General features: G+C 71.8%; 14 protein-coding genes. 5 read left to right on the top strand and 9 right to left on the bottom strand.

Annotation, left to right across the window (positions count from 1 at the left end; translation table 11 throughout):
* Window positions 1–161 precede the first annotated feature (161 nt).
* The 5 genes from HJC40_RS45335 to HJC40_RS19035 are packed head-to-tail and all read left to right on the top strand — an operon-like array spanning window position 162 to window position 4,446.
* Complete coding sequence (locus HJC40_RS45335; RefSeq protein ID WP_308200915.1) at window positions 162–767, top strand: helix-turn-helix domain-containing protein; 606 nt, start codon at window positions 162–164, stop codon at window positions 765–767.
* A complete protein-coding gene (locus tag HJC40_RS19050) occupies window positions 764–1,654 on the top strand; it encodes an ABC transporter ATP-binding protein (protein ID WP_250002454.1) in 891 nt (296 codons plus the stop codon). Before HJC40_RS45335 ends, HJC40_RS19050 begins: the two co-directional genes overlap by 4 nt.
* On the top strand, window positions 1,651–3,228 hold the full coding sequence (locus HJC40_RS19045) for an ABC transporter permease (RefSeq protein ID WP_250002453.1): 1,578 nt from the start codon (window positions 1,651–1,653) through the stop codon (window positions 3,226–3,228). Before HJC40_RS19050 ends, HJC40_RS19045 begins: the two co-directional genes overlap by 4 nt.
* 50 nt (window positions 3,229–3,278) lie before the next feature.
* The gene (locus HJC40_RS19040; protein WP_250002452.1) at window positions 3,279–3,503 is read left to right on the top strand and encodes a hypothetical protein; all 225 of its coding nucleotides are present in this window, start codon (window positions 3,279–3,281) and stop codon (window positions 3,501–3,503) included.
* A 4-nt stretch (window positions 3,504–3,507) separates the two neighbouring features.
* Window positions 3,508–4,446 carry a LamG-like jellyroll fold domain-containing protein gene (locus HJC40_RS19035; protein ID WP_250002451.1) on the top strand — a complete coding sequence of 313 codons (939 nt, stop codon included), beginning with the start codon at window positions 3,508–3,510 and terminating at the stop codon, window positions 4,444–4,446.
* On the opposite strand, the gene HJC40_RS19030 is transcribed toward HJC40_RS19035, so the two are convergent.
* The 9 genes from HJC40_RS19030 to HJC40_RS18990 form a co-directional block, all read right to left on the bottom strand.
* Window positions 4,443–5,006 (bottom strand): DUF1707 domain-containing protein, encoded by a 564-nt coding sequence (locus tag HJC40_RS19030; RefSeq protein ID WP_250002450.1) that lies wholly within the window; start codon window positions 5,004–5,006, stop codon window positions 4,443–4,445. The genes HJC40_RS19035 and HJC40_RS19030 overlap by 4 nt on opposite strands.
* 65 nt (window positions 5,007–5,071) lie before the next feature.
* Window positions 5,072–5,863 carry an SAM-dependent methyltransferase gene (locus tag HJC40_RS19025; RefSeq protein ID WP_250002449.1) on the bottom strand — a complete coding sequence of 264 codons (792 nt, stop codon included), beginning with the start codon at window positions 5,861–5,863 and terminating at the stop codon, window positions 5,072–5,074.
* A 9-nt stretch (window positions 5,864–5,872) separates the two neighbouring features.
* Window positions 5,873–6,760 (bottom strand): NAD(P)H-binding protein, encoded by an 888-nt coding sequence (locus HJC40_RS19020; protein ID WP_250002448.1) that lies wholly within the window; start codon window positions 6,758–6,760, stop codon window positions 5,873–5,875.
* Between the two features lie 18 nt (window positions 6,761–6,778).
* Window positions 6,779–8,194, bottom strand: a complete 1,416-nt coding sequence (locus tag HJC40_RS19015; protein WP_250002447.1) for an L-fucose/L-arabinose isomerase family protein — start codon at window positions 8,192–8,194, stop codon at window positions 6,779–6,781.
* Complete coding sequence (locus tag HJC40_RS19010; RefSeq protein ID WP_250002446.1) at window positions 8,191–8,787, bottom strand: LUD domain-containing protein; 597 nt, start codon at window positions 8,785–8,787, stop codon at window positions 8,191–8,193. The genes HJC40_RS19015 and HJC40_RS19010 overlap by 4 nt, the downstream gene beginning before the upstream one ends.
* Window positions 8,784–10,211, bottom strand: a complete 1,428-nt coding sequence (locus HJC40_RS19005) for a LutB/LldF family L-lactate oxidation iron-sulfur protein (RefSeq protein ID WP_250002445.1) — start codon at window positions 10,209–10,211, stop codon at window positions 8,784–8,786. Before HJC40_RS19005 ends, HJC40_RS19010 begins: the two co-directional genes overlap by 4 nt.
* A gap of 202 nt (window positions 10,212–10,413) precedes the next feature.
* Window positions 10,414–11,151: a (Fe-S)-binding protein gene (locus tag HJC40_RS19000; RefSeq protein ID WP_250002444.1), complete on the bottom strand. Its 738-nt coding sequence runs from the start codon at window positions 11,149–11,151 to the stop codon at window positions 10,414–10,416.
* A gap of 6 nt (window positions 11,152–11,157) precedes the next feature.
* Window positions 11,158–12,498, bottom strand: coding sequence for a rhamnulokinase family protein (locus tag HJC40_RS18995; RefSeq protein ID WP_250002443.1), 1,341 nt, complete (start codon window positions 12,496–12,498; stop codon window positions 11,158–11,160).
* Between the two features lie 10 nt (window positions 12,499–12,508).
* Complete coding sequence (locus HJC40_RS18990) at window positions 12,509–14,539, bottom strand: bifunctional aldolase/short-chain dehydrogenase (protein ID WP_250002442.1); 2,031 nt, start codon at window positions 14,537–14,539, stop codon at window positions 12,509–12,511.
* Window positions 14,540–14,734: the final 195 nt, after the last annotated feature.

Raw genomic sequence — 14,734 nt, 5'->3', positions numbered from 1 at the left:
GTCGCCGTGGTGGGGTGAGCGTTCTGGGCGCGCCGGCGCCCAGCTCACCTCGCCGCGGCCCTCGGCGTGAGCAGCGGTCCGTACCCCCCACCCAGCCACGACATCGATCTTGACTGATTGTTGGCACATCCAGCTACACACGTGTGTAGTAATCTGCACAAGTGAGTAGTGATCTGACCGCACGCGCACGGATCCGGGATGCCGCGATCGAGCTCTTCGCGGAGCGTGGGATCGACGGCGCCACCATTCGTGACATCGCGCAGCTGGCTGACGTTTCGTCGGGGCTGCTGCGTCACCACTTCGGCTCCAAAGAGGGGCTGCGGGACGCTTGTGACGAGTGGGCGCTCGGGGAGCTGACGAGGGCCGGCGGCCGGTTCACCGAGTTCGACACGCTCGACGGGCTGACGCCGCGCGTCCAGATGCTCCAGCGCTACCTCATCCGGTCCATGATGGACGGCTCGCCGACCGGCGCCGCCATGTTCGACCGCATGCTCGAGTACGGCCACCGCTGGCTGGCCACCACCGATCTCAAGGTGGCCGATCCCGAGGCGTTCGTCGCGGTGCTCGCCGTCATGAAGATGTCGCTGTTCACCATGCGTGACCTGATGTCCCGAGCGCTGGGCAGCGACGTCACGGAGACCGCCACGTGGGCGCGCATGCTCCGGGCATCGCTCGATCTCTTCTCCCAATCGCTCATCACCCCGGAGCAGGCTCTGCGGGCGCAGGCCGCTCTCGACCGGCTGGCTGCCGGAGAGGACCCATCATGACCGAGGCCATCGACGCCACGGGGATCGTCAAACGATTCGGCAAGGTCACCGCCCTCGACGGGCTCGATCTGCACGTCGCCACCGGCGAGGTGCACGGATTCCTCGGTCCCAACGGGGCCGGCAAGACCACGACCATCCGCATCCTGCTCGGCCTGATGCGGCACAACGGCGGGACGGTCCGCCTGCTCGGCGGCGATCCGTGGAGCGAGGCGACCGCGCTGCACCGCCGCCTGGCCTACGTGCCGGGCGACGTCACGCTCTGGCCCACCCTGACCGGCGGCGAGGTCATCGACCTGCTCGGGCGGCTGCGCGGCGGGCTCGACCTGCGGCGCAAGGCCGAGCTGCTCGACCGGTTCCAGCTCGACCCGCGCAAGAAGGGCCGCACCTACTCCAAGGGCAACCGCCAGAAGGTCGCGCTGATCGCGGCTCTGTCGTCCGATGTGGAGCTGCTCATCCTCGACGAGCCGACCTCCGGGCTCGACCCGCTCATGGAGGAGGTCTTCCGCGAGGTCGTCCTCGAGGAGAAGAGGCGCGGCGACCGTACGGTGCTGCTCTCCAGCCACATTCTGGCCGAGGTCGAGGCGCTGTGTGACCGGCTGACGATCATCCGGGACGGCCGCACGGTCGAGACCGGCACGCTCACCGACATGCGTCACCTGACCCGCACCACCATCCAGGCCGAGCTGGCCGGGCCACCCGACGGGCTGGCCACGCTGATCGGCGTGCACGATTTCCAGCTCGACCACGACCGGGTCCGCTTCGACGTCGACGCCGACGCGCTCGAACCGGCCCTGCGCAAGCTCGTGCAGGTCGGTGTGCGCAGCCTGGTCAGCCAGCCGCCGTCGCTCGAGGAGCTGTTCCTGCGGCAGTACCAGGCCGAGCGATGACCGGCACCGGCAAGCTCATCCGGCTGATCCTGCGCCGTGACCGCGTCGTCCTGCCGCTGTGGGTGGTGCTGCTGGGGCTGGTTCCGGCCGGTTACGCGGCCTCCTTCGAGGGGCTGTTCCCGACCGAGGCCGAGCGCGTCGGCTACGCCCAGATCAGCGCGACCAACGCGGGCTTCGTGACGCTGTACGGGCCGCTGCACGGTTCGTCGATCGGCGAGCTGGTGGCCTGGCGGGCCGGCTTCCTGCCCGTTCTGGTGGCGTTGTGTGCGCTGCTCACGGTCGTCCGGCACACCCGCGCCGACGAGGAGGCCGGCCGCACCGAGCTGGTCGGCGCCGCGGTGATCAGCCGGGCCGCGCCGATGGCCGCCGTGCTGATCACCACCTGCCTGGCCAGCCTGGCGCTGGGCGCCGTGCTGACCGCCGCGATGCTCGGGCAGGGCCTGCCGGCCGAGGGGTCGCTGGCCTTCGGCGCCGAGATGGCGTTGACCGGCTGCGCGTTCGCCGGCGTGGGCGCGATCGCCGCCCAGCTGACCAGCAGCGCGCGTGGCGCCCGGTCGATCGCCGTCCTCGCCCTCGGGGTGTCCTTTGTGCTCCGCGTGGGCGGCGACGTCTCGGCCCTGGGTGACGGTTCGCTCTCCTGGCTGAGCTGGCTGTCCCCCGTCGGGTGGGTCCAGCACCTCTTCCCGTACGGGGGGAACGACTGGTGGCCGGCGGTGCTCGCGATCCTGTTCACCATCGGGACGGCCGCCGTGGCGGCGGTTCTGCTCACCCGGCGCGACTTCGGCGCCGGTCTGCTGCCCGCGCGGCTGGGCCCGGCCACCGCCCGGGCGTCCCTGCGCGGCCCGTTCGCGTTGGCCTGGCGGTTGCACCGCGGCCTGCTGCTGGGCTGGACGATCGGGTTCGCGCTGCTCGGGCTGATCTTCGGCGCGGTGGGCGGCAGCGTCCTCGACATCGCCTCGGACAACCAGAGCCTGGGCGACATCTTCGCCCGCCTGGGTGGTTCCAGCACGCTGGTCGACAGCTACTTCGCGGGTACGGCGGGCATCGTCGGCCTGATCGCCGCCTGCTACGCCGTGCAGGCCACGCTGCGGCTGCGGGACGAGGAGCAGAGCGGTCACGCCGAGGCGGTGCTGAGCACGGCGGTGTCCCGCTACGCGTGGGCCGGTTCCCACCTGTTCTTCTCGCTGCTCGGCCCGGCCGTGGTGCTCACCGTCGAGGGGCTGGCCACCGGCTTGGCCTATCCCGAGGGCGGCCTCGGCGGCATCGTCGCCGGCCCGGTGGTGCAGTTGCCCGCGGTCTGGGTGCTGGCCGCCCTGGCTGTCCTGACCTTCGGCCTGGCGCCCCGGTTGTCGATCGTGGCCTGGGCCCCGCCCGCGATCTGCCTGCTCATCCTGCTGGCCGGCCAGACCCTGCGGCTCGACCAATGGTTCCTCGACATCTCCCCGTTCACCCACGTGCCCCACCTGCCCGGTGGCCCAGCTCCGGCCACCCCGCTGGTGACGCTGACGATCGTGGCCGCCCTGCTGACCGCGGCCGGCGTCGCGGGCCTGCGCCGGCGCAACATCCCGGACTGAGGGCGTCCGGAACGCGCGCATCCTCGGGGCGCGTGGCGCGTTGACACGGCGTGCGAATCCTTCAGCATGTCCGCCAGACGGCCGTCGCCAGCGCCGCGTCGCCCGTGCGGTCGGCCGCGGCCGACCGCACGGGTGCGCTCACCGGCTGGGCGCCGCAGGCCAACGGCGTGGTCGGCGCCCGCATGATCGTGGTGAACCGGGGCGCGGTGGCGGCCGGTGGTGATTTCACCACGATCGGGGGCCGGGCCCAGAGGCGCTTCGCGTCCTTCGGGTGATCCGGTGCGACGCCTCACGATCTGCCTGACGCTGCTGCTCACCGTCGGCGCCGCGACGACGGCCGCCGCCGCCCCGCCACGCGACTCCACAGCCCACGCGACTCGGACCGCTGCCCCGCCGCGCGACAGCACAGCCGGCGCCACTCGGGCCGCGGCTGCTCCGCCACGCGGCAACGCCGTCGTCGCGGCCATCACTGCGATCGCCGCGCCGCCGCCCGCGGCCGGGCCGACCGGCAAGCCCACCGCGGCCGCAGCCGGGTCAGCGGGTAAACCCACGTCGGGCGCGGCCGGGCCGACCGGTAAGCCCAAGCCGTCGGCGGAGGCGGTTCGCTACACCTTCGACGGACCGGCGCCGCTGGCCGACGTCTCCGGGCACGGCCATCACCTCAGCCCGGTGAGCCGAAACGGCGGCGCCTTCAAGCTGGTCGCGCACAAGGGCGGGAAGGCGCTGGCCTTTCCGCCGCCCTGTCGCGACGAGCCGTGCCCGCGGATCGCGCTGCGGGCGGGCAGCACGACCGAGCTCAACCCGGGCCGGCGACCGCTGCGCTACGGCGCCTCGGTGCGGCTGGCCGCCGACCAGACGACCAAGGGCGAGAACGTCATGCAGAAGGGCTATTCGGTGCGGGGCAGCCAGTACAAGCTGCAGATCGACGGGCTCGCCGGCCGGCCGAGCTGCGTCCTGGTCGACGACCGCCGCACGGCGATCCACGCCGCGATCAGCAGCTCCGGGGTCGCCGACGACCGCTGGCACAGGCTGGAGTGCCGCCGCTCGGGCGCCCGCCTGAGCATTCTGGTCGACGGTGTCGTGCGGGGACGGGCCACGCTGCCGGCCGACCTGTCGGTGAGCAACGGTCTGCCGTTCAGCATCGGTGGCAAGGGCTCCTACGCCGACAACGACCAGTTCCAGGGCCTCCTCGACGAGGTCTGGGTGGGGATCGGCTAGCTTTTGGGCAACGCGTACGGGCGGGAGACGACCTCGACGTTGCTGAACCAGGTCGTGATGTGGACTTGGACCTCGGGGGTGCCGGGCAGACGGGGCACCGCGGCCAGGTGGAGGTTGCGTGACGAGAAGACGACCGTGCCGGTGACGTCGACCTCGACACCCTCGGGGACGATGATCTTCAGCTCGCCGAACGTGCAGGAGCCGGCGATCTCGATGACGTCCTGATCGGTGAGCACCTCGCGCAGGTCGAGCTCGGTCGAGCCGAACAGCGTGAACAGCTTGAGACGGGCCTCGCGCAGCCGCCACCGGCCGCGGCGCTTGCTCTCGCTGAAGATGGTGACGACCTTGTCGACCGTACGGGCCGAGCCGACGATCGGCGTCTGGCTCAGCCCGGCTGTGGCCTCGGCCAGCTCGTCGGCCGACTCGGCGGCCCAGACCGCGCCGACGCGCACACTGAACTGCTCGAGGGTCAAACGGCCGTCACCGCACGCTTTCTGCAGCAGCTCGGCCGCCCGCTCACGCTCGGGCTCGGACGGCGGCACGCGCATAGGTGTGGTCACGCGGCGAGCCTAGGGCATATCTGGTGGGTCACGCGGGGCTGCGGCGTGGCCCACCAGATATGCACCTAGGGCTTGCGCGCGACGAGGCCGTAGACCGCGACCTCGGCCGGCGTGGGACGCGGCTGCGACTCGTCGCCGGCGCGCCACTCGCTGACCACGGTCAGTCCCGGCTCGACCACCTCGAGGCCGTCGGCGAACGACCGGACCTCGTCGGCCGTCCGCGGGTGGGCGTCGAGGCGGCCCTGCTTGGCCAGCGCGTCGAACCGGGCGCGGGTCTCGGCGTCGGCGAAATCGCTGGTGCCGTTGCTGAGCACCAGATAGCTGCCGGAGGGCAGGGCGTCGAGCAGAGTGCGCACGATGTGTCTCGCGTTGTCGGTGCCCTCGACGAAGTGCAGCACCGCGATCAGCATGAGGGCGACCGGCCGGCCGAGGTCGAGGATCTCGTGCAGCGCCGGGTCGGCCAGGATCTTGTCGGGGTCACGCAGGTCGGCCTCGAGATAGGCCGTGCGCCCCTCGGGCGTGCTCGTCAGCAGCGCCCGGGCGTGGGACAGCACCATCGGGTCGTTGTCGACGTAGACCACCCGCGCGTCGGGAGCGATGCGCTGCGCGACCTCATGGGTGTTGTTCGCCGTCGGCAGCCCGGTGCCGATGTCGAGGAACTGCCGGATGCCGGCCTCGCCCGCCAGGAACGTGACCGCGCGCCTCAGGAAGCCCCGATTCTCCACCGCGGTCGTGCGGATCGTGGGGAAGGCGGCCGCGATCTGGTCACCCGACTCGCGATCGACGGCGAAGTTGTCCTTGCCGCCCAGCCAGTAGTTGTAGCGCCGCGCCGAATGCACCCGCGTCTCGTCAACCATCGACGTAGCTTAATCCTTTGTAGAGGCCTCCGTGACCCCGCGCAGCGCTTCGCAGGCCCAGGAGTGCAGGGTCGTCGGCGTCGAGGTGCGGAAGTCCCGGCTCTGCTCGGGCACGAAGTCGTCGGGGATGCCGGAGGTCATGCCGGCGATGCCCGACGCGGCCGCCTCGCTGAGCCCCGCGCCGATCAGGGCGTCGCGTAGCTGGTCATCGGTGATCCGGACGGCCGACACCGGCGTGCCCAGCACCGCGCTCAGGATCTCGGCGGCCTCGTCCCAGCTCAGGTCGGCCGGCCCGTGCACGGCCTGGACCGACGAGCCCGACCACCCGGCCAGCAGGCGCGCGGCGGCCACCTCGCCGACGTCGCGCGGGTCGACCCACGGCATCCGGCGCGACGGTGGGGCGGTGGTCGTCAGCACGCCCTCGCGCAGCCCGTCGAGCAGGCCGAACAGGTTGGTGAAGTAGTAGCCGCAGCGCAGGGTGAGCAGGTCGGCCCCCGCCGACGCGAGCTGCTCCTCGTTGCGGGCGAGCCCGTCGATCAGCCCGGCGCCGCGCCGCAGTTCGGCGCCGACGCTGCTGATCTGCAGCACCCGGCGCACGCCGGCCGCCCGTACGGCGCCCGCCGCGTTCTCCCCCATCGCCACCATCTCGGCCAGCGGGTCGGGCACGTCGAACGCCTCGGGGGTGACCCAGAGCAGCGTCTCGGCGCCCTCGACCGCACCGGCCACGAAATCAGCGTCCCGCAGGTCGCCCCGGGCCACGTCGACCAGCGGGAGCAGGTCGGCGGGCAGGCGGGACGGGTCCCGCACGAGCACACGTGGCCGGACGCCGGCCTGCACGAGCACCTGGACGACGCGGGAGCCGACATGTCCGGTCGGGGTGGTCACGACGATCGTCATGCACCCTTCATACCCGCCTCAGACCTGCCGGAACTCGATGCCCAGCAGGCTCGCGGCGGCCCGGTAGTCGGCGGCGCGGTGCCCCAGCGACAGCGACCAGTGGTGGCCGACGCCGGACGCGCTCCAGTCGTCGACCCACTCGCCGGGGTCACGGCCGAAGTCGACCCGGCTCGTGGTGTTGCCGATCGCCAGCAGCGGCCCCTCGACCACGGTGCCCTCGCCGGCGATGAACGACAGCGAGCCGTCCCGGTCCTGACCCAGCCCGAGCAGGGTCACCGGCCCCGGGCGTACGTCGAACTCGACGCTCACCCCCCAGCCGCGCTTGCCGTGATAGACGCCGAGGCCGCGCAGCAACGGCTGCCGGGAGCTGACCGCGAGGTGGGCCGGCCCGTCGTGACCCATCTCGACCACGTTGTCCTCGAAGTTGAGCGCCTGGATCTCGCAGAACGACCCGCCCGCCCCGGCGACCTGGGTGGCCAGCTGGGCGACCGTGGTCCGCAGCTCGTACTCGCCGGTGGCCGGGATGCCGCGGGCGGTCAGCAGCGACGCGCCCAGGATCATGCCGGCGCCCAGCCGCTCGTGCTGCTCGCCGGCCAGCCCGCGGTGGTAGTAGGCCAGGCTGTCCAGGTCGAAGTCGTCGGCCAGGCGGTCGAGGCCCACCGAGACCCGCGCGCCCCAGGCGAAGTCGTCCTGGTCGACCGAGTCGTCCACCACGAAGATCTTGCGGGCCAGCTCCATCCGCTCGGCGACCTCGTCGTCGGTGACGGCCAGCGCGCGCTCGCGCAGGTCGTCGAACTCGAGCACCTCGACGTGCGAGCCGAACGTGGTGGGCAGCAGGGTCAGATCGGTCGACACGTCGAGCATCCCGGGATAGAGGTGGCCCATCAGGCCGTGCCGGGCCTCGCGCAGGGCGGCCCGCACCCGGGCGGCGGTGATCCACCGGGAGATGCGCGCCCACGCCGACTCCTGCCGCAGCCAGCCGGTGACCGAGCGGAACGGAATGCCCGCGCGGCGGAACAGGTTGCCGACCTCGGGCACCGGGCACTGCCCGCAATAGGCCAGCCAGGCGCCGGTGTCGAACGAGGCGTGGTCCATCCGCTCGGTCGGCTGCAGGTCGATGACGAGCACCGGGCTGTTGGCGCGCTGCGCGATCGGCAGCACCATCGACGACGTCAGATAGGTGGTCAGGAACAGCACGATCAGGTCGCAGTCGGCCCGGCGCAGCTTCTCGGCCGCGGCTGTGCCCTCCTGCGCGTCCGAGATGAAGCCGACGTCGGTGACCTCGGCGTCCATCTCCTGGAAGCGCTCGGAGACGTACCGGGCGGATTCCTCGAGCTGGGGAAGCAGATGCGGGAACTGCGGCCAGTACGTGCCGAGCCCGCCGGCCACCAGCCCGATACGGATCTTGCGGCGTGGCTTGGGCGTCAGGATCATGCGGTCTCCCGGAGGACGATGTGGAGGTTGCGGGGGCCGTGCACCCCCTCGACCCGGTTGAGTTCGATGTCGCTGGTCGCCGACGGGCCGCTGATCCAGGTCAGCGGCCGGCCGGGGGTGAGCCGGGCGACGGCCTCGGGCACCGAGGCCACCACCTGGTCCGGGCGCAGCACGCAGATGTGCAGGTCGGGCAGGAGCGAGAGGATGCGCCGGCCCTGATCGGGCGACGCGTCGAGCACGATGGTGCCGGTCTCGACGACGGCCACCGCGGCCGCCGTGACCACGCCGTCGGCCGCGGCGATCTCGGCCGCGGAGAGACCGTCGTCGACGGAGAAGGGGACGTCCGGCGGCAGCCAGGCGGTGGGCAGACCCGGTGGCACCACGAGCCGGCCGGCCCCGATGATCCCGCGGATGGCGCCCGGAACGTCGGACACGCGATGAACCACGGCCTTGTAGTCGACGAGCCGCTCGACCAGCAGGTCGAGATCGACCGGAGCCGGACCACGCCGATAGTCGCGCGGGACGTCGACGACCTCGGGGTCCGGGCCGAGCGCCTGCCGGATCCGGCCCAGGATGAGATCTCTGCTGCTCATCGCCCCCGCCACCAGTCACGGAAGGACTCCGCCGGCGGGTCGGGCAGATCGCGGCTCGCGGCCCACCCGTTCAGCGGCGGCGGCAGCCCCCGGCCCCGCTTGCCGAGCAGCTTGGAGAACCTGACCGCGCGCTGGGCCCGCTCGTACAGCCGGGGACGGTCCATCGTGTACGCCGCCGCGGCCATCGCCGCCTTCTCGGAGCGCGGATGCGGCGCCTGGTTGCGCAGGTGGACCAGGATCGACGGGATGTCGATCTTCACCGGGCAGGCGTCGAAGCAGGCCCCGCAGAGCGACGACGCGTAGGGCAGCGACGCGTTGTCCTCGACCCCGGTGAGCTGCGGCGACAGCACCGCCCCGATCGGGCCCGGATAGACCGACCCGTACGCGTGCCCGCCCGTCCGCTCGTACACCGGGCACACGTTGAGGCAGGCCGAGCAGCGGATGCAGTGCAGCGCCTGCCGTCCCACCTCGTCGGCCAGGACGGCCGTCCGCCCGTTGTCGAGCAGCACCAGATGGAAGTTCTGCGGCCCGTCCCCGGGTGTCACGCCGGTCCACATCGACGTGTACGGGTTCATCCGCTCACCGGTCGACGCGCGCGGCAGCAACTGCAGGAACACCTCCAGGTCGGGCCAGCTGGGCACGACCTTCTCGATGCCCATGACCGTGATCAGCGTGTCCGGCAGGGTCAGGCACATCCGGCCGTTCCCCTCGGACTCGACCACCGCGAGCGTCCCGGTGTCGGCGATCGCGAAGTTCGCCCCCGAGACGGCCACCCGGGTGCTGAGGAACGTCTCCCGCAGGTAGCGCCGGGCCGCCCCGGCCAGTTCGGGCGGGTCGTCGGTGAGCGCCGGGTCGACGCCCGGCATCTCCCGCAGGAAGATCTCCCGGATCTCCGAGCGATTGCGGTGGATGGCCGGCACCAGGATGTGCGACGGCTTGTCGTGGCCCAGCTGCACGATGAGCTCGGCCAGGTCGGTCTCGACCGGGGTGATCCCGGCGGCCTCGAGCGCCTCGTTGAGCCCGATCTCCTGGGTGGCCATCGACTTGACCTTGATGACCCGCTGTTCGCCGGTCGCCCGCACCAGCTCGGTGACGATGCGGTTGGCCTCGTTGGCGTCGGCCGCCCAGTGCACCACCCCGCCCGCGGCGGTGACCTTCTCCTCGAGCTGTTCGAGGAGCTGGGGCAGATTCGCCATCGTGTACGCCTTGAGCGCGGAGCCGGCCGACCGGAGCTCCTGCCAGTCGGGCACCTCGGCGATCACCCGCCCGGACTTGCCCCGGATCGTGGTGGTGGCGTGCTGCAGGTTGCGCCGCAGCTGCGGGTTGGCCAGCGCCGTCCGGGCCGCGGCCGGAAACGGCTCGTCGCCCCGCAGCTGGCCCACTCCCCGCGGCGCGTGAGCGGGCATGCCCAGAAAGGTGCTCATACTGTGCTCCAGTTGTCATGCACTCCTGGCCCTACGACCGCTTCGCTCACTCCGGTGCAGTCGGTCATGACGTTGCTCCAGTTGTCATGCACTCCTGGCCCTACGACCGCTTCGCTCACTCCGGTGCAGTCGGTCATGACGTTGCTCCAGTTGTCATGCACTCCTGGCCCTACGACCGCTTCGCTCACTCCGGTGCAGTCGGTCATGACGGTGCCTCCGTAGACGCCAGGATCTCGGCCAGGTGGACGGTCCGTACGCCGGTGCGCAGCCGGGACAGGCCGCCGCCGATGTGCATGAGGCAGGAGGCGTCGCCGGCTGTGCAGACGTCGGCGCCGGTGTCGAGCACGTGCCGCATCTTGTCGGCCAGCATCGCGGTCGAGGTGTCCGCGTTCTTCACCGCGAACGTGCCGCCGAAGCCGCAGCACTGCTCGGCCGCGGGCAGCTCGACGAGGTCGAGGCCGCGCACCTGGCGCAGCAGCCGCAACGGCCGGTCGCCGACCCGCAGCACCCGCAGCGAGTGGCAGGTCGGGTGATAGGTGACGCGGTGCGGGTAGTACGCGCCCACGTCCTCCACCTTGAGCACGTCGACGAGCAGTTCGGACAACTCGTACGTGCGCCCGGCGACCGCCTCGGCCCGGGACGCCAGCCCCTCGTCGCCGGCCTGTCGCGCGACCGTCGCGTGCTGGTGCCGGATCGAGCCGACGCAGCTGCCCGAGGGCGCCACCACCACGTCACACGGCTCGAAGGTGCGCACGTAACGGCGTACGAGGGGAAGGGCTTCTTGCTGGTAGCCCGTGTTGATGTGCATCTGGCCGCAGCAGGTCTGCGCCTCGGGGAAGACCACCTCGTGACCGAGCCGCTCGAGCAGCTGAACGGTCGCCTTGGCCGCGGCGGGGAACATGGTGTCGGCCAGGCAGGTGGCGAACAGAGCTATCCGCACTCCCGGTTACCTCCCTACGGGGTCGTACCGGATGACCCGCTGAGTGTCGCGCAGAACGGAGCGCAGCGCTGCCAGGTCGCCGCCGATCACCCCGGCCGTCCGGGCCTGGACCAGCAGGTTGCCCAGCGCCGTGGCCTCGACCGGGCCGGCCAGCACGGGCAGCCCGCAGGCGTCCGCGGTGAGCTGGCAGAGCAACTCGTTACGGGCGCCGCCCCCGACGATGTGCACCGCGTCGACGTGCCGCCCGGACAGCTCCTGGGCCTGCTCGACGGCCTTGCGATGAGCCGACGCCAGACTGTCCACAATGCAGCGGGTCAGGACGGCCGGACTCGCGTCGACCGGCAGCCCGGCCGCCTTGGTGAGCCGCCGGACCATGTCGCCCGGCGGGAGGAAGACCGGGTCGTCGAGGTCCACCACGGCCGTGAACGGCTCGCGCGACGCTCGCCGCAGGAGCTCGGTGATGTCCGGCGAACCCCACTCGCGCATGCACTCCTGCAGCGGCCAGAGCCCCATCACGTTGCGCAGGTAGCGGATCGTGCAGTCGACCCCGCCCTCGTTGGTGAAGTTGGCCGCCCGCGACTCGGCGCTGAGCACCGGCCCGGGCAGCTCCACACCGACCAGGGACCAGGTGCCGCAGGAGATGTACGCGAAATGCTCGCCCGCCGCCGGCACGCCCACCACCGCGGAGGCCGTGTCGTGCGACCCGACGGCCACGACGCTCGTACCCCGGAAGTCCCCGATCACCGACCCGGGCGACCGGACCGGCGGCAGGAGCGAGGGCCGCAGGCCGAGCTCGGCGATCAGCGGGGCCGACCAGTCCCGGGTGCGCACGTCGAGCAAGCCGGTCGTCGACGCGTTGGTGTATTCGGCGCCGATCTCGCCGGTCAGCCAGTAGGCCAGCAGATCGGGGATGAGCAGCATCTGCTGGGCCGCTTCGAACTGCGGCGTGCCGCGCGCGGCGGCGAGCTGATAGATGGTGTTGAACGGCAGTTTCTGCAGGCCGGTGATCTCGTACAGCTTCTCGTCGCCGAGGTCCAGGCGCACGCTGTCGGTGCGGCCGTCGCGGTAGTGCACCGGGTTGCCGAGCAGCGCGCCGGACGCGTCGAGCAGGCCGTAGTCGACCGCCCACGAGTCGATGCCGATGCTGTCGACCGGACCGGCCTGGGCCAGTCCCTCGAGGACGCCGCGATAGAGCCCGAGGATGTCCCAGTGCAGGGTGCCGCCGATGCGCACCGGCTCGTTGGCGAACCGGTGCGTCTCGGTCAGCGTGACCGCGCCGCCGGCGAAGTCGCCGACCATGACGCGCCCGCTGGACGCGCCCAGGTCGACCGCGGCGAAGGACGTCATCGCGGCGCCGTCATCGCAGGAAGGCGGCGGCCACGCCGGCATCGACCGGGACGTGCAGGCCCGTCGTGTGGGTCAAGTCGCCCCCGGTCAGCGCGAACACGGCGTTGGCCACGTGCTCGGGCAGCACCTCACGCTTGAGCAGGGTGCGCTGGGCGTAGTACTCGCCCAGCTTCTCCTCGGGCACGCCGTAGACCGCGGCGCGCTGGGCGCCCCAGCCGCCCGCGAAGATGCCCGAGCCGCGGACGACGCCGTCGGGGTTGATCCCGTTGACTCGTACGCCGTGGGCGCCCAGCTCGGCGGCGAGCAGGCGCACCTGGTGGGCCTGGTCGGCCTTGGTGGCGCCGTAGGCGACGTTGTTGGGCCCGGCGAAGATCGAATTCTTGCTGGAGATGTAGATGATGTCGCCGCCCAGCCCCTGCGCCACGAGGATGCGGGCCGTCTCACGCGAGACCAGGAACGAGCCCTTGGCCATCACGTCGTGCTGCCGGTCCCAGTCCTGCTCGGTGGTCTCGAGCAGCGGCTTGGAGATGGAGAGCCCGGCGTTGTTGACCACCAGGTCGACACCGCCGAAGGCGAGCACCGCCTGACGCAGCGACGCGACGATCGCGTCGGCGCTCGTGACGTCGACCGTCGTGGCCAGGGCGACGTCCGGCCCGCCGATCTCGGCGGCGGTCCTCTCGGCCGCCTCCCCGTCGCGGTCGGCCACGATCACGCAGGCGCCCTCGGCCGCCAGCCGCAGCGCGATCGCCCGGCCGATGCCCGAGCCGCCGCCGGTGACATAGGCGATGCGGGTGGCCAGCGGCTTGGGCTTGGGCATCCGCTGAAGCTTGGCCTCCTCGAGCGCCCAGTACTCGATGCGGAACTTCTCGGCCTCGTCGATCGGCGCGTACGTCGACACGGATTCGGCGCCGCGCATCACGTTGATGGCGTTGACGTAGAACTCGCCGGCGACGCGAGCCGTCTGCTTGTTGGCGCCGAACGAGAACATGCCGACGCCGGGCACCAGCACGATGGCCGGGTCGGCGCCCCGGATCGCCGGGCTGTCGGCCGTGGCGTGCCGGTCGTAGTAGGCGCGGTAGTCCTGGCGGTACGCCTCGTGCAGTTCCTTCGCGCGGGCGACGACCTCGTCGAGCGGGGCGTCCGGCGCGGTGTCGAGCACCATCGGCTTGACCTTGGTGCGCAGGAAGTGGTCGGGGCAGGAGGTGCCCAGAGCTGCCAGCTCGCCGAGGCGGGCGCTGTTGACGAAGTCGAGGACGACGTCGGAGCCGGTGAAGTGGCCGACCTGCGCGCGGTCGGTCGAGGCCAGGCCGCGCAGCACCGGGAAGAGCGCGGCGGCGCGCTCCTCGCGCCGGTCCGCGGGCAGCGTTTCGTGGACCTGGTCGCCGAACGGGTTCCTGCGGCCCTTCTCAGCGAGATAGGCCGCGGCCGTCTCGATGATCTCGAGCGAGTTGCGCTCGCACTCCTCGCTGGTGGCGCCCCACGCGGTGATGCCGTGACCGCCGAGGATGACGCCGATGGCCTGCGGGTTGGCCTTGTGCACGGCGGCGATGTCGAGGCCGAGCTGGAAACCGGGACGGCGCCACGGCACCCACAGCACCCGGTCGCCGAAGATCTCTTTGGTCAGCGCCGGGCCGTCGGCCGCGGTGGCGATCGCGATGCCCGAGTCGGGGTGCAGGTGATCGACGTGCGGAGCGTCGACGAGCCCGTGCATGGCGGTGTCGATCGACGGAGCCGCGCCACCCCGGCCGTGCAGGCAGTAGTCGAAGGCGGCGACCATCTCGTCCTCCCGGTCGACGCCCGGGTAGGTGCGGGTCAGCGCCCGCAGCCGGTCGAGCCGGAGCACCGCGAGACCCCGCTCGGTCAGGGTGCCGAGGTCACCGCCGGACCCCTTGACCCACACCAGGTCGGCCGGCTCGCCGGTGACCGGATCGGTCGCGGTGCCCTTGGCCGAGGTGTTCCCCCCGGCGTAGTTGGTGTTGCGCGGGTCGGCGCCGAGCCGGTTGCTGCGCTCCAGAAGCTCACGCACTGCGGGGTTCGTCATGGTGTCCTTCGGCCTCGTAAGATCCGTGAAACGTTTCAGACGTTGCCGACACATTACGGGCCGGTAGCGGGCCCGGTCAAGAAGCGTCTGTCGATTGAAACGTTGCCTTGCGTCGCTTGGCGATCTCGCTGTTTGATCATGTCCATCCGACGAATCGGCCGCTTCCTCACCGTTCGGCCGACCCTGAAGGGGTCA

This window comes from Actinoplanes sp. M2I2 (assembly GCF_023544445.1).
In the GTDB taxonomy this organism is placed as follows: Bacteria; Actinomycetota; Actinomycetes; order Mycobacteriales; family Micromonosporaceae; genus Actinoplanes.
The sequence above is the reverse complement of the archived record's forward strand: the minus strand, read 5'-3'. Positions and strand labels throughout refer to the sequence as shown.